Raw genomic sequence first — 21,809 nt, forward strand, 5'->3', positions numbered from 1 at the left:
TTATCTTGCCGCGATGAACCGCCATCACCCGGACAGGCTGACATCCGATTTCGTCGTATCCCGAAATTTGCGCACTGAAAAATGGTCGCCAGCCCAGATCGTCCAAAGTCTGATATTGAAGGGTCATGTTGATCCGTCGCGGGTTCGTTGCTTCCACCTCATGCCCTATAGCGGGGCATGAGTCATATTTCTTGGCCTTGGGCCGGGTTGGATGCCGACTTGCGAACGGCCAATGGTTCATGCCATCATGACTGTCCAAGAAGTGCCGGAGCCGGGGGACGGAGGGCTCGGGAGCTTTCCAGGCTGGCGACGAGCGTCGAAACGACTGCCCCGCCACGCACTCCGGTCCGGTCGATATGCTGTCCAAACAGAAGGCCGATGTCGCGGCTGAAGTGGAAGTCCGCCAGTTTGGGACGGACGACGCCTTCCGACCGGAAACAGTCGGGCATGATCGTTACGCCCAGCCCCGTGCGGACATATCCCATGGCGCGCTCGTCGCTGAGCGTGCGGGCGGGGAAAAAGGGGCGCACCCCGCGAGCGGTGAAGTGCCGGCTGGTGTCGGACAGAAGCTCGCACTGTCGGCGAACGATCATGGGATTGTCGGCCAGTTCCTCGGCTGCGACGACAAGCCTGCCGGCCAGCTTGTGAGTCGATGCCATCGCCAGCGAATAGCCTTCGGTGAATAATGTTTCCGCTGCGAAGCGATCATTGTCGGACCGGATGATCGTCAGAGCGACATCGATCCGGCTGCGCGCCAGTCGCTCGATCAGGTCGCGCTCGCGGCCTTCGACGATTTCCACCGGCAGATGGTCGTGCTCACGCGCGAGCCGTTCGATCCATGCCTCAATCCATGGTGCGGGGATCGTGGCCAGTACGCCGAGGCGCAGGATGGAATGCGGCGCTGTTTCACGGACGGCATGTTCGGCATGGGCGAACTCGGCCTCAATCCGGCGCGCATGATTGGCGAAACGCGCGCCCGCCGTGGTCAGTTCGACCCGGCGATTGGTGCGATGGAACAGCGGCTGTCCCAGTTCGCGCTCCATCTTGGCGATCCCCACCGACAGGGTCGGTTGCGACACATTGCATTGCGCTGCCGCCTTGGAAAAATTGCCCGAGTCGATCACGGCCAGGAAATAGCGGAGAGTGTATCGATCGATCATAGACAGCATCTATAATATGCCGGTGGGAATATCAATTTTCATCGCGACGATGATTGCGCTAATGCTGCCGCGAGAATATTTTCAGGAGTGGTGCATGGCCGATTTCGATTTCGCCCTGGGAGAAATGGCGGACACCATTCGCGCTTCGACCGCGCGTTTCGCCATGGATCATATTGCGCCGCTCGCCGCGCGTATCGACGCGGAAGACTGGTTCCCCCGTGAATTGTGGCCCGAAATGGGTGCGCTCGGCCTGCATGGGATCACCGTCGAGGAAGAGTTTGGGGGCCTTGGGCTCGGCTATCTCGAACATGTCGTGGCACAGGAAGAAGTGGCGCGCGCATCCGCATCGATCGGCCTCAGCTATGGCGCGCACAGCAATCTTTGCGTCAACCAGCTTCGCCGCTGGGCCAATGAAGAACAGAAGCGCAAATATCTGCCCAAGCTGATCACCGGGGAGCATGTCGGCTCGCTTGCCATGTCGGAAGCCGGGGCTGGCTCGGACGTCGTCGGTATGAAGCTGCGCGCCGATCGGAAGGGGGATCGCTATGTCCTCAACGGCACCAAATTCTGGATCACCAACGCCGCTTATGCGGACACGCTGGTGGTCTATGCCAGGACCGGCGAAGGATCGAGGGGCATTACCACCTTCATTATCGAAAAGGACATGCCAGGCTTTTCGATCGGGCAGAAGATCGACAAGATGGGAATGCGCGGATCACCGACGGCTGAACTGGTGTTCGACGATTGCGAAGTTCCGCAAGAGAATGTGATGGGGCCGGTCAATGGCGGGGTCGGCGTGCTGATGTCCGGCCTCGATTACGAACGCACGGTTCTGTCCGGCATCCAGCTGGGCATCATGCAGGCGTGCCTCGACGTGGTGTTGCCCTACATGCGCGAGCGCAAGCAGTTCGGCCAGCCGATCGGCGCATTTCAGCTGATGCAGGCCAAGGTGGCGGATATGTATGTCGCGCTCAATTCGGCGCGGGCCTATGTCTATGCCGTCGCGCGCGCCTGCGACGCTGGCAAGACGACCCGCTTCGACGCGGCCGGCGCGATCCTGCTGGCGAGCGAGAATGCGGTGAAGGTCTCATTGGAGGCGATCCAGGCGCTCGGCGGTGCGGGCTATACCAAGGATTGGCCGGTCGAACGCTTCCTGCGTGACGCCAAATTGCTCGATATCGGCGCTGGCACCAACGAAATCCGACGGATGCTCATCGGCCGGGAGTTGATCGGAGCATGACGACGCTTGGAACGATGATCGATCCGGCCGGAGAGAGCTTCCGCGCCAATGCGGCGCATAATCGCGCTCTGGCCGAGGATCTGCGCGCGCGGATCGCGACGTCCGCACTGGGCGGGACGGCAGCGTCGCGTGACCGGCATGTCGCGCGCGGCAAGCTGCTCCCGCGCGATCGGGTGCATCGGCTGCTCGATCCGGGCTCGCCCTTCCTCGAAGTCGGTGCGCTTGCGGCGAACGACATGTATGACGGTGGAGCGCCCGGAGCGGGCGTCGTTGCCGGGATCGGCCGCGTTTCGGGTCGCGAGGTCATGATCGTCGCCAATGACCCGACGGTAAAGGGCGGCGCCTATTTTCCGATGACGGTGAAGAAGCATCTGCGCGCGCAGGAGATCGCGCAGCAGAACCGGCTGTCATGCATCTACCTTGTCGACAGCGGCGGGGCGAACCTGCCCCATCAGGCCGAGGTTTTTCCCGATCGCGATCATTTCGGCCGGATATTCTACAATCAGGCGCAGATGTCGGCCGAGGGCATTCCCCAGATCGCCTGCGTGATGGGCAGTTGTACGGCGGGCGGCGCTTATGTCCCCGCCATGTCCGATGAGTCCGTTATTGTACGCAATCAAGGCACGATTTTCCTTGCGGGGCCGCCGCTGGTGAAGGCGGCGACGGGCGAGGTGATTTCAGCCGAGGAACTGGGCGGGGCGGAAACGCATGGTCGCAGGTCCGGCGTCGTCGATCATGTCGCCGAAAATGACGAACATGCGCTGCTGATCGTGCGCGAGATCGTCGGCCGGCTGAACAGCGTCAAGACGGTCGACATCGACCTGAGCGATCCACGCCCGCCGAGGCTCGATCCGCAGGAACTGTACGGCATCGTGCCGACCGATGTTCGGGCGCCCTATGACGTGCGAGAGGTGATCGGGCGGATCGTCGACGCGTCCGACTTTCATGAGTTCAAGGCGCTTTACGGCACGACGCTGGTTTGCGGATTCGCGCGGATATGGGGGATGCCGGTGGCGATCCTCGCCAATAATGGCGTGCTGTTTTCCGAAAGCGCGCTCAAGGGCGCGCATTTCATCGAACTCGCCTGCCAGCGCCGCGTGCCCCTGCTCTTCCTGCAAAATATCTCGGGCTTCATGGTCGGCGGGAAATATGAGGCGGAAGGCATCGCCAAAAATGGCGCGAAGCTGGTGACGGCGGTGGCGACGGCCAGCGTCCCCAAGATCACCGTGCTGATCGGCGGCAGTTTCGGCGCCGGCAATTACGGCATGTGCGGGCGCGCCTACAGCCCTCGGTTTCTGTTCAGCTGGCCCAACAGCCGGATCAGTGTGATGGGCGGCGAGCAGGCAGCGTCCGTGCTGGCGACCGTCCATCGCGATGCAGACTCATGGACAGCCGAGGAGGAAGCGGCATTCAAGGACCCGATCCGCCAGCGTTACGAAGACGAAGGCAACCCCTATCACGCGACCGCGCGGCTATGGGATGACGGGATCATCGACCCGGTGCAGACCCGCGATGTGCTGGGCCTCGCCTTTGCCGCCACGCTGAACGCGCCGATCCCGGAGCATCCGCGCTTCGGCATTTTCCGGATGTGATGGAGTTGCCGGCATGATCGAATCCCTTCTGATCGCCAATCGCGGCGAGATCGCCCGACGCATCATCCGCACGGCCCGGATGCTCGGCGTGCGCACGATCGCGGTGCATTCGGACGTCGATGCCGCAATGCCCTTCGTCACCGAGGCCGACGAAGCCGTCTGCATCGGTCCGGCGTCGGCGCGTGAATCCTATCTCGATCAGGGCAAGATCCTGGCGGCCGCCAAGGCGACGGGCGCGGCGGCGATCCACCCTGGCTATGGTTTTCTGTCGGAAAATGCCGAGTTTGCCGAAGCCGTTCAGGCGGCTGGCCTGATATGGGTCGGGGCGCCGCCCTCCTCGATCCGCGCCATGGGCCTCAAGGACGCGGCCAAGCAGTTGATGCTCGCCGCCGGCGTGCCCGTGACCCCCGGCTATATGGGGGAGGATCAAGGCCCGGCGCGCCTCCAGTCCGAAGCCGACGCGATCGGCTATCCCGTTCTCATCAAGGCCGTTGCCGGCGGCGGTGGCAAGGGGATGCGCCGGGTCGATACCGCCGAAGCCTTTGCCGATGCGCTCGATAGCTGCCGGCGCGAGGCGGCAGCCTCGTTCGGCGACGATCGCGTGCTGATCGAGAAATATATCCTTGGGCCCCGCCATATCGAGGTGCAGATATTCGGCGACAGTTTCGGCGATGTCGTCCACCTGTTCGAACGCGATTGCTCGCTCCAGCGCCGCCACCAGAAAGTCATCGAGGAAGCGCCCGCGCCGGGAATGGACGATGCAACGCGCGCTGCGATCTGCGCGGCGGCCGTCAAAGCGGCGCGGGCCGTCGACTATGTCGGCGCGGGCACGATCGAGTTCATCGCCGACGCGTCCGAGGGGCTCCGCGCGGATCGCATCTGGTTCATGGAAATGAATACGCGCCTTCAAGTCGAGCATCCGGTCACCGAGGCGATCACCGGGCAGGATCTGGTGGAGTGGCAGTTGCGCGTCGCTTCCGGGGAACCATTGCCGCTGCGGCAGGAAGATCTCGCCATCAATGGCTGGGCCATGGAAGCACGTCTTTACGCGGAGAACCCGGTTACCGGCTTTCTCCCCTCTACGGGGCCGTTGCACCGCCTGAGGCTGCCCGCCGACATCCGCGTCGATACCGGTGTGGAGGAAGGCGGCGAGGTCACCCCCTTCTACGATCCGATGATCGCCAAGCTCATCGTCCACGCGCCCAGCCGTCGTGCCGCTGCTGCAAAACTCGCCCGTGCCGCCGCTTCGGTCGAAGTGTGGCCGGTAAGGACGAATGCTGCATTTCTGGCGCGGGCCGCCGCCAACGCCGATTTCACGGCTGGCCGCGTCGACACCGGCTTTATCGAACGCCATGCCGAACGGCTCATCCCCTCCGCCGATCCGGGCGAGCCGGTGTTGCAGGCGGTCGCGCGCGCATTGCTGCCCACGGTGGGCCGCGATCCGTGGACGGCGCTGACCGGCTTCAGGGCCAATGGCGATCCCGATTTCAGAATGCAGGTCGACATTGCCGGGGTGACGCATGACGTGACGCTTGACGGGGCGGCGTTGCCCGCCAGTGTCGCCGAAGTGGAAGGCGAAATGCTGCTTTTCCTGGACGGGCAAGCGTGGCCGTTCAGCCTCCCGCGCGCCGATCATGCAGGCGGGGGTCATGGCCCTTCCGATGGCGCGATACTGTCGCCCATGCCCGGCCGCATCGTCAGCGTCGATGTGGAAGAAGGCGCGATCGTTGCCAGAGGTCAAAAGCTGCTGGTGCTTGAGGCGATGAAGATGGAGCAGGCGCTGTTTGCGCCATTCGACGGCGTTGTCGCCGAGTTGAAGGCGCAGGCAGGCTCGCAAGTGGCCGAAGGCGTGATGCTGATCCGCATCGAGCAACAGGCCGAGGCCGGCTGATGTCCGGCTCAGCCAGCGGAATCCGACATTGTCACGCGGTTTTTCACGCTTGGTCGCTCCTGCATCCGCGCATACTCGGCCATGGAGAAGCTATCGCCAGCCACGAACGGCTGACGTTCCAGCAGGGCGCTGAAATAATGCATTCCGCGAAGCGCCTTTTCGCGCTGATACTGGCCCCATTGCGCGTTCCGATATCGTTCAACGTCCGCGCCGAGCCCCGGCGTCGCGTGATGAAAATAGACGCTGGCGGCATCGGGCAGTCGCGCGGTTATAGCCGATTGAACTTCCGTGACCTGGCGACAGTCGTCGGTATCAAGGCGGCCAGCGTCCATTATCATTTTCCCGCCAAGGCGGATTTGGGTGTGGCAGTGGCGAGGCGCTACCGGGAGGACGCGGCGGGGGCTCTTGAAGCGTTGTCGGCCGAAACGCCCGATCCGGCAGAATGCCTGCGCCAATATCCTCGCATGTTCCGGATCGCGCTGGAAAACGAGAACCGCATGTGCCTGGGCAGCTTCATGGCGGCTGAATATGACGATCTTCCCGACGAGGTGAAGACCGAGGTTCAAATATTTGCCGACGTCCACATCATGTGGTTGAGCGAGCGCCTCGCCGCAACAGGAATGGAAAGCGGTGACGCCAAGGCGCGAGCCATCTTCGCGGCGCTCGTCTGCGCGCATCTCATGGCCCGGAGCCGGGCGGACGTGACGCTCTATGACTCGCTCGTCGACAGTTATCGCGCGGCAGGGCTTCTGCCGACATTCCAGCCCCTGCCCGCCCCGCTCCAAAGCAGGCATGAAACAAGAACCCGTCCGCAGCCGACCTCGGCCAAGGGCATGAGCCATAACCAGATCGCCGCACCGGCCTGAAAGGAAGTTGAATATGCAGAATGATCCCGTCGTCATCCTTGGCTATGCGCGCACCCCCATCGGGGGGTTTCAGGGCGCACTTTCCGCGCTGAAAGCGACCGATCTGGGCGCAGTGGCGGTGAAAGCGGCGGTCGAGCGGGCAGGTGTCGCCACCGACGCGATCGATCGGATCTATATGGGATGCGTGCTCCCCGCCGGGCTTGGCCAGGCACCGGCGCGGCAGGCGGCGCTGGGCGCGGGCCTTGCCCGATCGGTAGAGGCTACCACCGTCAACAAGATGTGCGGATCGGGTATGCAGGCGGCCATCATGGCGGCCGAGGCGCTCGCGGCCGGTACTGCCGATATCATCGTTGCAGGGGGCATGGAAAGCATGACGAATGCACCCTACGCTCTTCCCAAGCATCGATCGGGCGCGCGCATCGGCCATGACCGGATCATCGATACGATGATGATGGATGGGCTGGAGGATGCCTATAGTCCGGGCAAGGCGATGGGCGTCTTTGCCGAGGATGCCGTGCGCAATTACCAGTTCACCCGCGCCGAGCAAGATGATTATGCGATCCGCTCGCTGGCGCGCGCCAATGAAGCGATAAAGAGCGGCGCCTTTGTCCGGGAGATCGCGCCGGTGACCGTTTCGGGGCGCGGCGGCGAGGCGATCGTCGACACGGACGAACAACCCGGCAAGGCGAAGCCCGACAAGATCCCATCACTCAAGCCTGCATTCGTCGCCGACGGAACGATCACCGCTGCCAATGCCTCGTCCATTTCGGATGGCGCCGCCGCGCTCGTAATGACGCGGCAGAGCGTTGCCGACGGGCTCGGACTTTCGGCTGTCGCGCGCGTGATCGCTACCGCCGCTCACGCACATGAACCCGGCCTCTTCACCACCGCGCCCGTGCCGGCCATGCGCAAGGTCATGGACAAGGCCGGATGGAGCGTGGACGATATCGACCTGTTCGAAGTCAATGAAGCCTTTGCCGTCGTGGCGATGATTGCCGCGAAGGATTTGGGCATTCCCATGGAAAAGCTCAACGTCAATGGGGGCGCCACCGCCCTTGGCCACCCGATCGGCGCCAGCGGCGCTCGCATTCTCGCCACGTTGATCGCGGCGCTTCAGAATCGGGGACTAAAGCGCGGCGTCGCTTCACTGTGCATCGGCGGCGGCGAAGCGACCGCCATGGCTATCGAACTCAACTGATCAGGACAGGATCGACATGGATATTGGCGGACTCGGTGCCATCGTGACGGGCGGCGCTTCGGGACTGGGCGGCGCTACGGCCGCAATCCGGATGGCACCAAATGAGCAGCCCAGTGCGCTACCCGCCGTCGCTGTGGGGCGGGCTCGCCGGAACCAGGCCGATCCTGGCCCGCCGAAGATAAATTAGGACGGACTTTTTGCCGGAACGGCCCCAATGCGAGTCCAGCGCAAGGCCGCGGTCGCCATTCCGGGTATGCGAGTGAGGACGGGCATCGCCAGACGGGCGAGGTCGGGCCTTTCGAAGATGGACCAGATCAGGCTAGCACAGGCTATAGGCAGGCCGATTCTTCGGGAAGTCCGGTCCTGATATGTTTGCGGGTCCATGCCGGCAATGATCGCGTCGGCGGCCCGCATGCCCGTTGCCAGCGCGATCCCGACGCCTTCCCCTGCAAGCGAGGGAATGACCCCCAGCTGATCGCCGACCCGGTAGAGCATCGCGTCCCGATCGCGCGCGCGCCAGCCATAAGGAATATTGGCGATCGCCTGAGCCGGCCCCAGGCTTTCGCCTGCCAGCCGATCGCCAAGCGTCGCAGATTGGGCGAGAATCGTCGCCAGCATCGCATCGGCGCTTTGCCCGGCAGCGACGAAGGCGCTGCGCCGCACCGCAAGGCACAGATTGGCGGCCCCCTCCTCCTGCATGACCAGCCCGGCATAGCCATGCCGGAACAGGTGAAGTTCGATCGCGTCGCCGACCGCATCGGCCAGTCGCGCGCCGGCCCGGAAGCGCCAGCGCAAGCCAACCGACGGATCATTCGAAACGACCGGACGGGCGCAACCGCGAACGTCGTGCTTGCCGGTGGCCAGGATCAGATGGTCAGGCGATTCGACCGTGCCGTCGGCATAACGCACCGATCCGCCTTCGATCGACCGGACGGTGACACCGCGACGGATTTCCACGCCCGCGCGCGCTGCGCGATCGAGCAGCGCCTTATCCAGACTTTGGCGCGAAAGGCCGGCCGACGCAGCCGGCAACATCATGGCGACGGCACGACCTCCCGCAAAGATACGGGCGCGGTGAAGGGCGTGCGCGCCCAGCGCCATCGGATCTACCCCGCAATCGCGGAGAATTTCGACGCTGTTCCAACTCAGAAACCCGCCGCACAGCATATCGGCCGGCTCGGCAGTACGCTCGACGATCACCGGGCGCATGCCGCTTTGCGCCAGTCGGATCCCCGCCGCCGCCCCGGCCGGTCCTCCCCCGACGATCAACGGCATCGTTCGACGCACAGACGAAAGGGAAAGGCGCGGAATATGCGCGCGCCCTTGACCCCCGCTTCGGCCAGGATCGAGGGCCATTCACCCGGGCGATAGGACCGTGCAATCGACAGTGTCCCGTCCTGCCGGACGATCGGATGCCATCGCATCAATCCCGCAAGGACCGGATAAGCCATGTGGGCGAAGCGATGCCGCATCAGGTCGTTGACCAGCCAGCCCCGTTCCGCCTCATCGTCCATGAAGCGCAGAAAATCGACCAGTTGCTGATGCGTCATATGGTGCGCGACCAGACTGGAAAGGATGATGTCCCAGCGCTCGCCTCGCAAATCCGCGTAGTCGCCGGTGCGGAAATCGATGCTGTGATCCGGGCCGGTCGCACTGCGGGCGACGGCGGCGGACCGGGGATTGAGATCGATCCCGACGAGATCGGTCGGGATTGCGCGCCGATCGCTCCACCGGCTGATCCTGCGCAGCATATCGCCAGCCCCGAAGCCGACATCGAGGATGCGCAGCCGGGCGCCGGGTCTGGCTGCGCGATCGAGAAAATCGAGCGTTGGACGGGATGCCATCGTCCACATATTGACCCGGCTAAGATCGCGCAGCACATCGGCATAGACATCGGCCGGCAGGTCCGGCGCATCCATCTGCTCCAGCGCCACGGCACGTTGGGCCAGGTCGGTCATCGCGGCGTTCGATAGTGAAAGCCTTCGATCGCGAGGCCCGGTCCGAAGGCCAGCGCCACGCCAGTCTGGGGACGATCGCGGGCCAGAATGCGGGCAAGCACGAACATGATCGTCGCCGAACTCATATTGCCGAAATCCCGCAAAATGGCGCGGGAGTCCATAAGCGCCTCCAAGGGCAGATCGAATCCGCGCTCCACCGCATCCAGAATGGAGCGGCCGCCGCCATGAACGGCCCATCCGCCCATTCCTTCGTCCGCGCCGATTCGTTTGCGAATATCGGGATCGGCCAGCGCGCCTGCGACCCGGGCCGGCACCTTTCCCGACAAGCCCATCGCAAAGCCGGTATCGGTGACTGTCCAGGTGATAAGATCGCTGCTGTCGTCCAGGGCGATGGAAAATGGCGCGTCGATTTCGAGACCAGCCGGGCGGGCGCTGACCAAAGCTGCTGCCGCGCCGTCGGCGAAGAGCAGCATGGCGAGCAGCGTTTCGAGATCGCCCGATTTTTGCAGATGCAGAGAACTTAGTTCGACCGTGACGACAAGCACGTTGGCGTGCGGCTGGGACCGTATGATATGGTAGGCAGTCCTCAGCGCAGCTATCGCCGCGTAACAGCCCATGAACCCGATAAGCACCCGCTCGACATCTGCCGCGAGCCCCAGGCGTTTCGCCAGCAACTGGTCGACGCCAGGCGCCACGAATCCCGTACAGCTCGCGACCACCAGATGAGTCACGCCATCGAGCGATCCCAGCCCGCGAACCGCCTGTTCGGCCAGCGCCGGCGCTTCGCGCGCATAGATGGCCATGCGCTGCGCCGTTCCGGGCCACGCCTTCGCATCATAGAAAGCGCCGGTGCTCTGATCGATCGCCTCGGGCGGCATGACGCTCCAGCGATGGTCGATCCGGGCACGGTCCACCAGCCGCGCGAACAGCGCTCGTTCGCGCTCGTCTGTCAGTTGGCGTCCGGCCCAGTCGATGAAGGCGTGATGGACGTCATGGGGCGGCGTTGCGGTCGAGATGGCTTTGATGCAGGGCGTGAGCGACACATATTTTCCTCGATGGCATGACCTGGAGAAGGGTGGTCATGGCACGCCGACGAATCAACCCGTAGGCCGAACTCATCGGCGCGCTGCAAGGGATAACGAAGTGCGGGGGCGAATGTTGCGACCAGCATCGGCCCAAACCACGGATCGAGAGAGGGGTGCGAGTATGCGCCGCTCGCCTTTGGGCCGCCCTATCCGGCCGTCAGCACGCCTTCATAGGCGCTTTCCTCGAGCGCCCTGCCCGCTCCCATCGCGACGCAGATCAGCGCGTTGCCCGCCACCTTGACCGGAAGGCCTGTCCGCTCCGACAAGGCCTCGTCAAAGCGCGCGAGCAAAGCACCGCCGCCCGTCAGGGTGATGCCTTCTTCGATGATATCGGCGGAAAGCTCCGGCGCGGTCTGTTCGAGCGCAGCCATCACCGCCGCCTTGATCTGGCCGACGCCATCGCTCAGGGCTTCGGCGATCTCCGCCTCGGTAATCCTGATCTCCGCCGGCCGGCCGTTCACCAGGTCGCGCCCCTTGACGCTGATGATGCGCCCGTCATCGTCGGGCACCACCGCCGAGCCGATAGCATGTTTGACGCGCTCGGCCGTCATTTCGCCGATCATAAGGTTATGATGGCGGCGGATATGGGACGCGATGGCCTCGTCCAGCCGGTCCCCGCCTACACGGACCGAGTTGCTGTACGCGATGCCGCGCAGCGACAGCACGGCGACCTCGGTGGTGCCCCCGCCAATGTCCACGACCATCGCGCCACGGGGCTCCGTGACTGGCAAGCCCGCACCGATCGCGGCCGCCATCGGCTCGTCGATCAACTGAACCCGGGATGCGCCGGCATTCATGGTGGCGACCCGGATCGCGCGGCGCTCGACCATGGTCGAGCCGGAAGGCACGCAAATGACCACCTCATGACGGCGGCTGAACCGGCCTGTCTTCCCCAGGGCCTTCGCCATGAAATGCTTGATCATCTGTTCGGCCACATCGATGTCGGCGATCACGCCGTCGCGCAGGGGCCGGATCGCCTGGATATTGGCCGGCGTTTTGCCCATCATGAGCTTCGCCTCGTTGCCGACGACCTTGACTCGACGCACGCCCGCGACCGTTTCGATCGCGATGACCGACGGTTCGTTGAGCACGATCCCCCGATCGCGCACATGGACCACCGTATTCACCGTTCCAAGGTCGATCGCCATGTCATGGCCAGAGGACGCAAACAGCCGTCTTATCTTCATCAGCTACCTTGTGTGGATCGGGAATTAGGGCGGCGAGGCGCACATCGCCCACCTTATCGCGCACGCCGCATGAAGGTTCAATGCTTTCCTCGTCAGTCCGGCCTTTTGCCGAGCTCGCAGGAGTTTTGATCAAAGGCAGCGGCGACTGCAAACGATGCTACGGAACCAGTCGGAGGCCAACCCGTTGATCCTGTGCCGGGCGCGACCAATTATGGCCCCCCGCATAGTCCGCCCGGCACCCCCGCTTTAAAGATCGGTGTAGTCGAACAGCATGACGTGCGCGGTAACGCCCGCGCCCTTCAGCTTCTCTGCATAAAGGAGCGCTTCGTCATGCAGCGGGTCCACGTCCAGGACGACGATCAGCGCCGGGTGCAGATCGCTGTGGAAGGACGCTAGCAATGGAGACGAACGCCAGTTCGCTGGGTCAGCGCTTCCGACATAAGCCGCCATCGTCTGCTCCGTAGGCCCACGTCTCAAGGTCGGATCGGCGTCGGCCCCCAGCGGTCACCGACCCGATGGCGGCACCTGTTTCAAGGTGTCGTTTAAGGTGTAGCCATTCAGCGAAACGCCCCTTTGTAGTGGCGCTTAGCCGAGGCAGTGTCACTGGCCGTTAGTCATACACATCGTGCAGTTCATCGGCGATCCGAATAGGTCACGATCTTAACAGTCTCACCCGAACGGATCGGACGCTCACGTCCGCGACCATTGAGTAGTTCGAACAGCGCACGCGGCGCCGGTTCTCCTGCAGAAAATGCTGCTGGAGATGGCCGATGTCATGGAGCAGGAACGGGCCGAACTGACGGTGGCGCAAGCCACCGTAAAAGCCCAGACCTTGCGGATCGAAAAGCTCGAGCATCGTGTCGCGCGGCTGCTGCGCGTCCAGTTCGGCCGCAGCTCCGAGAAAATGGATATCGCCCAGCTGCGGCTGATGTTCGAGGAGGTCGAAGCCCCGGAGCCATGGCATCACGGCCGACGGCAAGACATACGAGAATTTCTATCACTTCCTGTTCGAGTTCGATGATTCCGGCAAGATCACGAAGCTGCGCGAATATATGGACACAGCTCACGTGGCAGAGGTCTTCGGGGTTTGAGGCGGTATTGGTTCGACGATTGACGATCGCCAAGTGTCCCGAAGAGGCCCAGGCCCCTCGGGAAACTACTCTGGCCGGTCAAGCTGCCATGAAGTTTGGCCGACCCGTGCAGTGTCAGGGTACCGACAATCCGCCATCGACCACCATCGCGCTCCCGGTCACGAAGCTGGCTTCGTCGGATAGCAGCCAGCGAACCGCAAAGGCGATTTCATCGGGGTGGCCCAGTCGGCCCTGAGGGCAGTCGGCTATCATCATCTCCTCCAGGCCGTCATACTTGTCCATCTCCCCCTGCAGCATCGGCGTGCGTGTTGCTCCGGGAAGAATGGCATTCACGCGAATGCCGCTCTTGGCATAGTCGAGCGCCGCGGCCCGGCTGGCCGTGACGACCGCTCCTTTTGACGAGCAATATTCGGCGGCATTCGGAAACGGGGCCATGGCGGATGTCGATGCAATATTCACGATCGAGCCCTTGCCGGCCTCCAGCATCGCCGGAACCTGCGCGCGAAAGGAGAAAAAGACGCCGCGAACATTGATGGCGTAAAGCTTGTCCCAGTAATCCGGATTGATTTCATGCACTGGCCGCCCTTCGAATGACATGCCCGCGGCGTTGCACGATCCGTCGAGCTTGCCGAACGCCTTCACCGCTGCCGCTACCGCAGCATGGTGCTGCGCCTCCTGGGTGACGTCCAACCGGACGAATTGCGCCTGCCCGCCCTTGCGTCCGATCTCGTCGACAACGGCGTTGCCACGGTCCGGGTCCAGGTCGGTTACCGTAACCGCGGCCCCCGCCTCTCCACTCAGTATGGCGACAGAGCGCCCGATTCCGCTGGCACCGCCGGTGACAAGAATAGAGCGACCTTCGAGATTGTATGTCAAATTCGACCTCCCCGTTATGCAATTCGGTTTTCGCTGCTCATCAGCGGAGCGCTGCCGCCAACGTCCAGATGAAGTTAATGCCAGATCAGTGCCATGCCAAGATGAGTCAACCACAGCAAAAGACAACCCAAAGGAGAGTGCGATGATGAGTGAAGGGCGGTTTGATATCAATCAGTTGATGGATCCGGTGGTCGAGGATCCGTATATTGTCGATCTCGAATTTCCGTTCCAGCAATTCGTGACCCTTTACCGACATTCCACCATGATGCTGATAGCCCAGAAGCAGGCTGGCTGGTTCTGAGTTCAATCAAATTCGGCCGTATCCTCTGGTGATCGCGACCACCTGGCACTGGCAAAGGGCGCGGCTTAGGGTAAGAAGTCGAGAAGCAAGCTTAGTCAGAACGTTCGATGTCGAACGATCTACGCATTTTTGGAATTCCAAAAGTTCGGCAACGTCTGTAAACGCAGGCTGTTTCGACCCACGCCGCGCCGGCTTGAGAGCATCCTTGATCTCGTCTATTTCCATCAGGACAGGATGTGAGACGTAGCCTTCCCCCTTGGCGCGCAGGAATATGGAACGAACATAGCCTCGGACGCGCTTGGCCGTTTCAATGGAACCCCGGGCCTCGATTTTGCGCAGGGCGCGCAAGATCGTCTAACTTTCTATTTCTCCTATCGGCAGATTGCCGAAGACTGGATACAGGTCCTTTTCCAACCGATGGCGCACACGCTTGGCGTTGGAAAGTGACCAGATCGGACGCTGGTCAGCGAACCATTCGTCAGCAATCTTGCGGAAAGTTGCCCGGGAAGCCGCGACTTTCGCAAGCTTCGCCTTCTTCTTTTCCGTCGCTGGATCTTTGCCGGCTGCAAGGAGCTTTCTCGCTTCCTGATGCGCCTCGCGCGCGGCCACTAATCCAAGATCGGGATAGCGCCCGAACGTGAGTAGCCGCTCCCGGTCGCCAAATCGATATTTGAAGCGCCAGGACTTGGCGCCAGCCATCGTGACCAGAAGAAACAAGCCACTGGAATCAGTGAGCTTGTAATCGCGCTTCGCAGGCTTGGCGTTTTTAATTTCGTTGATGGTGAGAGCCATGGAGAAAATACCCCCAAATCGGCCGCCGATACCCCCAAAAATACCCCCAGATTCGTCGAGAAGTCCTGATCTCTTATGAGAGGTGTTGATCTAACATCGTCCAATAATCCCTTGTTATCCAAGGTTTATTGATAGCAGATGTACGCTATGATGGAAAGATTTGGTGGGCCCGGCAGGAATCGAACCCGCAACCTAGCCGTTATGAGCGGCCAGCTCTAACCGTTGAGCTACAGGCCCCACCCTAGGCGCGGAATAGGGAGCATCAGGCCGCTTGGCAAGCCCGGCCGCGTGCGGGTATCGCGCCAAGAAGCTGGTCGATGCTTGCGGATATCACGTTCCGCCGCGCGAGATGGTTCAGCACTTCGTCCCACCAGTTGTAAAAGTCCGTCCGGTCCGCTTCATCGCGCACATAGGGCGTATGCCCCGGCGCGAGCGTTGGCGAATGGAAACTGAAATTGAGGACTCGCACGCCCTCCTCAATCAATGCGTCGATGGCCCTGATGGCGTCGCGCGCCGGCACGCCTTCGGGCGTTAGCGGCACCCGGCTGAGCATGCGAGAGCGCGCCAGAGCGCCCGCCAGCGGCCCCATGCCCTGCGCCGCTCGATAGAGCCGCTCGCCGCCGCCGCGCAGCAGCCCCACAAAGGCGGTGGATAGCGGCAGTTCGACCAGCGATCGTGTCGGTCCGGCCCAGTAGGGGGTTTGCGGCAACCCCTGGAAATCCGGCCCATATTGCTGGCTGTAATCAAAGCCGCTTCGCACCGAACTATCGAGGCGGAACCCCGCCTCTTCGAGCAGGCGGGCGCTGTTGGCGCCAACGCCATACCGGCCCGCGCGATAGACGACCGGACGTTGGCCAAAGCGCTCCGCGATGCGCGAACTCAGCGCAGCCAGTTTGTCACGCTCGACGGCTTCGGGAAGAGATCCGACATAGCTGTTCGCGGCGGAGACCTTTTCGACATGGGGGGGATTGACCCAGGGATGGAGATGCGCGCCGATATGCGCTTCGCCAGCGGCGGCCCAGCCCCCCATCATGTCGGCGGCGGCATCGCTCTCCAGAACCGGGTAATCGGTGACATAGACGGGCCTGACGCCCGCCCGCGCAAAATAGCGCTGCCCGCGGGCCATCCCGTCCAGGGCGGTCACGCCATGACCGGATCGACTGAACGGCGCGTTCCAGTCGAACTCTTCTTCGGTGTCGACGAACAGCATGAAGCGCGTGCCGAAGTCCGGATCGAGCGCGATCATATCGTCGGCTGCGGGCGCTTGCAGAAGGTTGCCGTCATGGATGGGGGCGGTCATGCCCATGGGCCTAGGCTAAAATGATTGCCATAGGGTTGCCTTTCCATCCCTGTGGCTTAGTCAGGCGCGACCCGCCGCGTCCTCGGTCTTTTGAGCGGCGGGAATGGCGAGCAGGAAACGGCCTGTTTCGATATCGAGCGCGCCGCCCGCGCCCGTCGCCAGACTGCGGATCAGCCGCAGCGAAAAACCGAGGCCCAGCAGCGGCCCGTCCGCCCAGTCTCCCTCCGGCGTATATCCCGGGTCCAGCAATTGCGCCTCTTCCATACCGACGAGGCTTGCGGGGCGATCGATCGCAAGGACCACCCGCCCACGCCCCCCGTCCGGCTGAAACCAGCAGGCGCCGTGCAACCCTTCCCCCGCCGACGACACGGATATCAAGGTGCGGATCAGATGCTGAACCATCCGCTCGCCCTGGACCGGATCAATGTTGACCGATGGCAGGTTGGGGGCGATCGCAATGTCGATCGGCGTGTGGTCTGCGTTATCCTGCTGGCCGAAGCGCGTTACGACATGAGTGACCAGCAGAGCAGGATCGAGCAAGCTGGGCGTTCCTTGATCGTCTCCGCGCGACACGCGCGCCGCAAGGTCCAGATCGTCGAAGGCCGTCAGCAAATGACGGGCATCGGTCGCGATCCGGCCTGCCATGTCGCGATATTCCGGCCCCGCTTCGCCGAACAACTGCTGTTCGATAATCTCCGCAAAGCCTAAAATGGCGTTGAGCGGGGTGCGCAATTCATGGACCAGCTGTCGTAACGAGTCCGCCGAAAGACCGGTGATGCCGACGGATTCGGACGGAGGCGTCGCTGCAACTTCATGCAGATGCGGCCGGCGCGCCTGGCCACGATACCCTTCGAACCGACCGGAGCGCGGATCGAAAAAGGGGGTCGCGGACATCCGCCATTCCCCGTCCATCACGCCCCCGACGATCGCGAAGCGCCCGTTCTGAAATCCGCTCCGCCGGGCAAAGGCGCCGGCGACATGACCGTCCGGGCCACTGCCGCCCTCGATGGCCACTTCGCCAAGGGTCAGCCCGATCAACGCGGCGCGCGGCGCGTCCTCCACCCAGATAAGGGATCCCGAAGCGTCGGTTTCGAACGTGAAAGCGCGCGGCGCAACAGCTACAGGTGAAACATGCGGAACGGCTTCCCCGGGCGGACGCCGGCCGTTTGTAAACCGCTCGATGCGGTCGACGAGATTTCGGATCTGGTTCTGGCCGCCGCCAGCGGGCGGCGGCGGCGCTGCATCGACCGGAATGGCCGGCTTTGCGATGTCCAGCCGCACGATGTCGCCCTCATTATCGGGGACCGCCATATCCGGCGTCAGCAGCATATCGCTCGCTTCGCCCATCTGCGGGTCGGTCGTCAGGACAAGGTCCGTCGCGCCGAACGCCTCCAGCGCCTGGCGAGCGCCCGACCCGATATCCCGCCGCCCGCGCAATACGCCCCGCGCGGTCGGCGTCAGATGGGGCAGCAATTCGATCCACAAGGCATCGGGCAGTTGCGCACGCGCAATGGCCGCAGCGGCTATGGAAGGCCGGTCGTTGGCAAAAAATTGCACGAGGGCCGGCGACCGCAATTGCCGCCCCAGTTCCACGACCGTGGCGATCCGCTGGGTTTCCGACAATTTCGGGCGCAGGTCGGCAAGCCGCTGTACCAGCCTGTTACGGTCCTCGGGCAACAGCGATGCGCGATCATGCCGGTCATGCTGCGCCAGCAGATCCACGCATTGACGCCACAGCGTCACGGCACCCAGACCGCTTCTGTCTTCGGCCGCCAGCACCGTCTGCATGAGATCGTTGAAACGCACCCAAAAATCCCCATTGGCATCGCCGTCGCTGACCTTGATCGCGCCACCGATACTGTCGCGACCTACCGATAAGGGGTCAATGCGCAAAGGGAAAGGGCCACCAAGGCGATCCAGCTTCGATCGTCGCATAGTGGGACAATTGCATTGCCTTGAAATATTATTATAATGCGGGGCAACCGATAGGAATGGAAATAATCGAATAATGGCGGGGCCAAATATCGACGATATCGATCTGCAGATTCTCAGCGAGTTGCAGGATGACGGCCGGATGACCAATGTCGAACTGGCGCGCAAGGTCGGGCTTACCGCGCCTCCCTGCCTTCGGCGCGTCCGCGCGCTGGAAGACGCCGGCGCCATCACGTCCTATCATGCCGTCGTCGATCCGGCGATGCTTGGCTTCACCATCACCGTATATGCGATGGTCAGCCTAAAAAGCCAGGCGGAGGGGGACCTCAAGGCATTCGAGGATCATATCGCGGCGCTCCCCGAAGTGCGCGAATGCCATATGCTGAACGGCGAAATCGATTTCATCCTGAAGGTCGTTGCGCGCGACCTGCAAAGCTTTCAGCAGTTTCTGACATCGAAGCTGACGCCCGCGCCCAATGTGGTCAGCGTCAAGACATCGCTGACCATTCGGACGTCCAAAAATTTGCCGGGCGTTCCCCTTCCCCGCTGATAGCAGCGCCAGCCGTCCTTAACTGTAGATGGGCCGTTCGACCGGCGAGCGGAGGGCGACCTTCCGGCTTTGCTGCGCGACCCACACGGACCAGAACCCGGCGACATTGGCCCATTCGCCATCCGCCGCCGCCAATGCCGAACTGCCACCCGCCAAATCGCCCGAACGCGCCAGCGCCACGCCAAGCCGCGCATTGGCATGCGCCGCCTTGACTCCACCCTTGGCCAGCGCAAGGCGATAATATTCCGCCGCCTTGGGAAACTGTGCGAGCGAAAAATAGCTGTCGGCGACCTTCAGCGCGGCATCGCCCTTGTTTGCCGCATCGGCCTTCTTTGCCTGTGCCGGTAACGCCGCGATCTCCTTGGTCGCCTTTGGCGCGACATTTTTGAGCAATTGCGCCGTGACCGGCTGCGTCGCCGTCAACTTTCCTGCGGCACGGCCTGCTTCGATAATCGCTTTCGATTCCGCGCTGTAACCGGCTTTTTCAGCCAGCGTTGCATAGGCCTGATAATCGCGTTCGCTCGCCATGGCGCCATTGGCGGCCTGCAAGCGATAGAGATCGAGCTGGATCTGCGTGTCCACGCCGGGCGTGGAAAGCGTGTTCACAAGCGCCGATCGCCACTCTGGCGCGGAAGAATAATGGGCCAGTCGTTCACGATATAACGCCCCCACCGCATCCCAATCACCCGACGAATAGGCCATCGAGATCGCCCGATCATACCAGGCTGCCGAGATCGGCTGCCCCAGCGCCCGTTGCCGCGCGAGCGCGGCGTCCACGATCGGCCGTGCCTCCTTTGGGCGGTTCTTGCGGATATAGGTGTCGGCGGACAGGAGCGTGGCGTCGATATCGTCATAGCCGAGCGTACGGGCATAGGCGAGTTGAGCGAGCGTATCGTCATAATTGCCGACCATGTAGGAAAACAGCGCCGCAAGGTAACGCAGGCGGGGCGCGTCCGAACGGGGCACGGCGCTGCTCTTGAAAATATCGCTCAGCGCGACGCGCTGGGCCTGAATGTCGCGCCGCTGGGTCGCCAGTTCGAATCGCGCGCCGGCCGCGGCATAGACCTCAAAATCCGTCGCGGGCGTCAAAGCCGCGACAGACGCCCGGGCGGCGCCCATGTCACCCGCCCTGATCGCGCTCCGGGCAGTAGCCAAGGTCGCGCGAAAGCTGTCCGACATTTCCACCGGGGTGCCGCTGGCCGCTTTCTTCGCGTCGGCGGGCATTGGCGACATCACTACCGCGCTGGCCGCCACCGCCGCGGCAACGGACATGCCCGAAAAAAATGTGAAACGCACGCGCATGGCCAACGGCCTCCCCTTATCCGACCGGTGCAACCGACGGCTCTTGACTGTCAGCAGGATAGAGCGTTTTCGGAGCAGTTGAAACCACTTACTTGCTCGAAAATCGCGGTAAATCAATGACTAGTGAGACAGGACGAGCGCCGTCATACACCAGCGCCCGCGCGGCGGCGCGTCGTTCCCATGAACGACGCGCCGGGACATCATGCCCCCTTGGTGGCGAGATAGGTCAGCCACAGCCCTGCGATCTGCTTGCGCGCGCCGGCCTGCACCGCGCCAAAAGCCGCCTTTGCACCGGCCACGTCACCGCCCAGCGCCTTGGCGATCCCAAGGCGCGTATTCACTTCATCGGCATCCACACCGCCCTTTTGCAGAGCGAGTGCGAACAGTTCGGACGCCTTGGCATAATTGCCATAGCCCATCTGGGCGTCGGCCGTGGCCGCAGCGATCTTGCCATTGGCGCCCTTGCGCGAGTCCGCTTCGGCAGCGCCCAGCGTGCTCTTGTCGCCGGCGATCCGGGCAACCGCCGGCTGGTAGAAATCACTACCCTGCGAGGCGTTGAGTACGCCCTTGCTCCGACCCGAATCGATAGCCGTCTTCACCTCGCCATAAATGCCCAGGCGCGACGCTGTCTCGGCATATTCGAGATAGTCCCCCGCAAGGACAAGTCCACCGGACGCGGCCATGAGCCGAAGCACGTCCAGATTTTCGCGCGTTGAAATATTCGGATTACCCTGCTGGAAAATGCGGATCAGCGTGCGCAGGTTTTCGCCGCTCGGTTCTGCCTGATAGGCGAGCCGTGCCCACTCGCCCATGTCCGGGCTCTTCGCGGCCGCCGCGCGGGAAACGCCGATCTTGTACCATTGGGCTGGAACGGCCTGGCCTGCAGCCTTGGATGATTCGATTGCGGCCTTGAGCGCGGCGAGCCCGTTGACGGTGTTGGTGCGGCCGGGTTCGACGTTCATGTTGCCGGTTCCAGCCTTGCCGAAATAGGCCTGGGCGATCGTGACATTGACCGCCTGAGGCATATAACCCGCCTTGAGCGCGGTCTGGGCACGCGCAAGCGCCGAGTCATAATTTTTCGCGGCAAGATCGGATTCGGCCACAATCCCGGAGAACTGTCCGACCTGACCAGCGGGCACGAGACCGGAGTCGAGCATCGCGCGCAGCGCGTCGCCCTGCAACGCCGGGTCTTTGGTGCTGATCGACAGGTTCAGCCTTACCGCATTTACCTGATAACGATCGTCGGGCGACTTGGCGAGCGCCTCGGCCTCTGCGATCGACGCCTTGGCGGTGGCGAAATCATTCTTCGCCATCGCCGCCTGCGCTGCCTGTAAGGGCTTGATGACCGCTGGCGAGACGTTGAGCTTGGGTGCGCTCTCGGCCTTTTCCTTCTTTGCCGCGAACGCGGGCGCGGCGACGACGCCGCTCGTAAGGGCCAAGGTCAAAGCAAGCGCGACAGGGGTAACGAAACGCATCATCCAGTCTCCT

20 protein-coding genes, 1 tRNA gene and 1 pseudogene are annotated in these 21,809 nt (G+C 63.0%); 8 read left to right on the forward strand and 14 right to left on the reverse strand.

The annotated features are described in order from the left end of the window. Positions 1-245 precede the first annotated feature (245 nt). The gene (locus WG907_RS12395) at positions 246-1,160 is read right to left on the reverse strand and encodes a LysR family transcriptional regulator (protein ID WP_340233190.1); all 915 of its coding nucleotides are present in this window, start codon (positions 1,158-1,160) and stop codon (positions 246-248) included. A gap of 94 nt (positions 1,161-1,254) precedes the next feature. Between WG907_RS12395 and WG907_RS12400 the strand changes: the two genes are divergently transcribed. The 3 genes from WG907_RS12400 to WG907_RS12410 are packed head-to-tail and all read left to right on the forward strand — an operon-like array spanning position 1,255 to position 5,883. Further along, positions 1,255-2,400 carry an isovaleryl-CoA dehydrogenase gene (locus WG907_RS12400; RefSeq protein ID WP_340233191.1) on the forward strand — a complete coding sequence of 382 codons (1,146 nt, stop codon included), beginning with the start codon at positions 1,255-1,257 and terminating at the stop codon, positions 2,398-2,400. After that, positions 2,397-3,992 carry a carboxyl transferase domain-containing protein gene (locus WG907_RS12405; protein ID WP_340233193.1) on the forward strand — a complete coding sequence of 532 codons (1,596 nt, stop codon included), beginning with the start codon at positions 2,397-2,399 and terminating at the stop codon, positions 3,990-3,992. The genes WG907_RS12400 and WG907_RS12405 overlap by 4 nt, the downstream gene beginning before the upstream one ends. A 13-nt stretch (positions 3,993-4,005) precedes the next feature. Continuing rightward, positions 4,006-5,883 (forward strand): acetyl/propionyl/methylcrotonyl-CoA carboxylase subunit alpha, encoded by a 1,878-nt coding sequence (locus WG907_RS12410; RefSeq protein WP_340233195.1) that lies wholly within the window; start codon positions 4,006-4,008, stop codon positions 5,881-5,883. Between the two features lie 8 nt (positions 5,884-5,891). On the opposite strand, the gene WG907_RS12415 is transcribed toward WG907_RS12410, so the two are convergent. Next, complete coding sequence (locus WG907_RS12415; protein WP_340233197.1) at positions 5,892-6,026, reverse strand: glutathione S-transferase family protein; 135 nt, start codon at positions 6,024-6,026, stop codon at positions 5,892-5,894. An 87-nt stretch (positions 6,027-6,113) separates the two neighbouring features. On the opposite strand from WG907_RS12415, the gene WG907_RS12420 reads away from it, so the two are divergent. Then, positions 6,114-6,749 (forward strand): TetR/AcrR family transcriptional regulator, encoded by a 636-nt coding sequence (locus WG907_RS12420; RefSeq protein ID WP_340233199.1) that lies wholly within the window; start codon positions 6,114-6,116, stop codon positions 6,747-6,749. A gap of 13 nt (positions 6,750-6,762) precedes the next feature. Then, positions 6,763-7,947, forward strand: coding sequence for an acetyl-CoA C-acyltransferase (locus WG907_RS12425; protein WP_340233201.1), 1,185 nt, complete (start codon positions 6,763-6,765; stop codon positions 7,945-7,947). A 183-nt stretch (positions 7,948-8,130) separates the two neighbouring features. Here WG907_RS12425 and WG907_RS12430 read toward each other — a convergent pair whose 3' ends face one another. The 5 genes from WG907_RS12430 to WG907_RS12450 form a co-directional block, all read right to left on the reverse strand. Continuing rightward, the gene (locus WG907_RS12430; RefSeq protein WP_340233203.1) at positions 8,131-9,222 is read right to left on the reverse strand and encodes an NAD(P)/FAD-dependent oxidoreductase; all 1,092 of its coding nucleotides are present in this window, start codon (positions 9,220-9,222) and stop codon (positions 8,131-8,133) included. Next, on the reverse strand, positions 9,213-9,905 hold the full coding sequence (locus WG907_RS12435) for a methyltransferase domain-containing protein (RefSeq protein WP_340233205.1): 693 nt from the start codon (positions 9,903-9,905) through the stop codon (positions 9,213-9,215). The genes WG907_RS12430 and WG907_RS12435 overlap by 10 nt, the downstream gene beginning before the upstream one ends. Beyond that, complete coding sequence (locus WG907_RS12440; RefSeq protein ID WP_340233207.1) at positions 9,902-10,948, reverse strand: type III polyketide synthase; 1,047 nt, start codon at positions 10,946-10,948, stop codon at positions 9,902-9,904. Before WG907_RS12440 ends, WG907_RS12435 begins: the two co-directional genes overlap by 4 nt. Positions 10,949-11,136: 188 nt before the next feature. Beyond that, on the reverse strand, positions 11,137-12,177 hold the full coding sequence (locus tag WG907_RS12445) for a rod shape-determining protein (protein WP_340233209.1): 1,041 nt from the start codon (positions 12,175-12,177) through the stop codon (positions 11,137-11,139). A gap of 246 nt (positions 12,178-12,423) precedes the next feature. Then, positions 12,424-12,654, reverse strand: coding sequence for an alpha/beta hydrolase fold domain-containing protein (locus tag WG907_RS12450; RefSeq protein WP_340233211.1), 231 nt, complete (start codon positions 12,652-12,654; stop codon positions 12,424-12,426). A 286-nt stretch (positions 12,655-12,940) separates the two neighbouring features. On the opposite strand from WG907_RS12450, the gene WG907_RS12455 reads away from it, so the two are divergent. Continuing rightward, on the forward strand, positions 12,941-13,198 hold the full coding sequence (locus WG907_RS12455; protein ID WP_340233213.1) for an IS66 family transposase: 258 nt from the start codon (positions 12,941-12,943) through the stop codon (positions 13,196-13,198). A 184-nt stretch (positions 13,199-13,382) separates the two neighbouring features. On the opposite strand, the gene WG907_RS12460 is transcribed toward WG907_RS12455, so the two are convergent. Beyond that, positions 13,383-14,144 carry an SDR family NAD(P)-dependent oxidoreductase gene (locus WG907_RS12460; RefSeq protein WP_340233215.1) on the reverse strand — a complete coding sequence of 254 codons (762 nt, stop codon included), beginning with the start codon at positions 14,142-14,144 and terminating at the stop codon, positions 13,383-13,385. A 142-nt stretch (positions 14,145-14,286) separates the two neighbouring features. On the opposite strand from WG907_RS12460, the gene WG907_RS12465 reads away from it, so the two are divergent. After that, positions 14,287-14,445, forward strand: coding sequence for a hypothetical protein (locus WG907_RS12465; RefSeq protein WP_340233217.1), 159 nt, complete (start codon positions 14,287-14,289; stop codon positions 14,443-14,445). A 6-nt stretch (positions 14,446-14,451) separates the two neighbouring features. Here WG907_RS12465 and WG907_RS18225 read toward each other — a convergent pair. The 4 genes and pseudogenes from WG907_RS18225 to WG907_RS12485 all read right to left on the reverse strand — a co-directional run bounded on the left by WG907_RS18225 (position 14,452) and on the right by WG907_RS12485 (position 18,325). Then, positions 14,452-15,237: pseudogene (locus WG907_RS18225) on the reverse strand (tyrosine-type recombinase/integrase). A gap of 161 nt (positions 15,238-15,398) precedes the next feature. Beyond that, positions 15,399-15,474 (reverse strand) — tRNA-Ile (locus WG907_RS12475). Positions 15,475-15,499: 25 nt separating this feature from the next. Beyond that, positions 15,500-16,537 carry a polysaccharide deacetylase family protein gene (locus WG907_RS12480; protein ID WP_340233220.1) on the reverse strand — a complete coding sequence of 346 codons (1,038 nt, stop codon included), beginning with the start codon at positions 16,535-16,537 and terminating at the stop codon, positions 15,500-15,502. Positions 16,538-16,597: 60 nt separating this feature from the next. Then, positions 16,598-18,325, reverse strand: coding sequence for a sensor histidine kinase (locus WG907_RS12485; protein ID WP_340233511.1), 1,728 nt, complete (start codon positions 18,323-18,325; stop codon positions 16,598-16,600). Between the two features lie 220 nt (positions 18,326-18,545). Here WG907_RS12485 and WG907_RS12490 point away from each other — a divergent pair, with 220 nt between their 5' ends. Beyond that, a complete protein-coding gene (locus WG907_RS12490; protein ID WP_340233222.1) occupies positions 18,546-19,019 on the forward strand; it encodes an Lrp/AsnC family transcriptional regulator in 474 nt (157 codons plus the stop codon). Positions 19,020-19,037: 18 nt separating this feature from the next. Here WG907_RS12490 and WG907_RS12495 read toward each other — a convergent pair whose 3' ends face one another. Both WG907_RS12495 and WG907_RS12500 read right to left on the reverse strand, forming a co-directional pair. Next, entirely contained in the window at positions 19,038-20,321 is a 1,284-nt protein-coding gene (locus WG907_RS12495; RefSeq protein WP_445326813.1) for a hypothetical protein, read from the reverse strand. 200 nt (positions 20,322-20,521) lie between these two features. Then, complete coding sequence (locus WG907_RS12500) at positions 20,522-21,796, reverse strand: hypothetical protein (protein WP_340233514.1); 1,275 nt, start codon at positions 21,794-21,796, stop codon at positions 20,522-20,524. Positions 21,797-21,809: the final 13 nt, after the last annotated feature.

This window comes from Sphingobium fluminis (genome assembly GCF_037723805.1).
In the GTDB taxonomy this organism is placed as follows: Bacteria; Pseudomonadota; Alphaproteobacteria; order Sphingomonadales; family Sphingomonadaceae; genus Sphingobium.

Bases quoted from the DNA above. Each gene is read 5' to 3' on its own strand.
- WG907_RS12395 (WP_340233190.1), bottom strand. From the start codon at position 1,160: ATGATCGATCGATACACTCTCCGCTATTTCCTGGCCGTGATCGACTCG.
- WG907_RS12400 (WP_340233191.1), top strand. From the start codon at position 1,255: ATGGCCGATTTCGATTTCGCCCTGGGAGAAATGGCGGACACCATTCGC.
- WG907_RS12405 (WP_340233193.1), top strand. From the start codon at position 2,397: ATGACGACGCTTGGAACGATGATCGATCCGGCCGGAGAGAGCTTCCGC.
- WG907_RS12410 (WP_340233195.1), top strand. From the start codon at position 4,006: ATGATCGAATCCCTTCTGATCGCCAATCGCGGCGAGATCGCCCGACGC.
- WG907_RS12415 (WP_340233197.1), bottom strand. From the start codon at position 6,026: ATGCATTATTTCAGCGCCCTGCTGGAACGTCAGCCGTTCGTGGCTGGC.
- WG907_RS12420 (WP_340233199.1), top strand. From the start codon at position 6,114: ATGAAAATAGACGCTGGCGGCATCGGGCAGTCGCGCGGTTATAGCCGA.
- WG907_RS12425 (WP_340233201.1), top strand. From the start codon at position 6,763: ATGCAGAATGATCCCGTCGTCATCCTTGGCTATGCGCGCACCCCCATC.
- WG907_RS12430 (WP_340233203.1), bottom strand. From the start codon at position 9,222: ATGCCGTTGATCGTCGGGGGAGGACCGGCCGGGGCGGCGGCGGGGATC.
- WG907_RS12435 (WP_340233205.1), bottom strand. From the start codon at position 9,905: ATGACCGACCTGGCCCAACGTGCCGTGGCGCTGGAGCAGATGGATGCG.
- WG907_RS12445 (WP_340233209.1), bottom strand. From the start codon at position 12,177: ATGAAGATAAGACGGCTGTTTGCGTCCTCTGGCCATGACATGGCGATC.
- WG907_RS12455 (WP_340233213.1), top strand. From the start codon at position 12,941: ATGGCCGATGTCATGGAGCAGGAACGGGCCGAACTGACGGTGGCGCAA.
- WG907_RS12465 (WP_340233217.1), top strand. From the start codon at position 14,287: ATGATGAGTGAAGGGCGGTTTGATATCAATCAGTTGATGGATCCGGTG.
- WG907_RS12480 (WP_340233220.1), bottom strand. From the start codon at position 16,537: ATGACCGCCCCCATCCATGACGGCAACCTTCTGCAAGCGCCCGCAGCC.
- WG907_RS12485 (WP_340233511.1), bottom strand. From the start codon at position 18,325: ATGCAGACGGTGCTGGCGGCCGAAGACAGAAGCGGTCTGGGTGCCGTG.
- WG907_RS12490 (WP_340233222.1), top strand. From the start codon at position 18,546: ATGGCGGGGCCAAATATCGACGATATCGATCTGCAGATTCTCAGCGAG.
- WG907_RS12495 (WP_445326813.1), bottom strand. From the start codon at position 20,321: ATGCGCGTGCGTTTCACATTTTTTTCGGGCATGTCCGTTGCCGCGGCG.
- WG907_RS12500 (WP_340233514.1), bottom strand. From the start codon at position 21,796: ATGCGTTTCGTTACCCCTGTCGCGCTTGCTTTGACCTTGGCCCTTACG.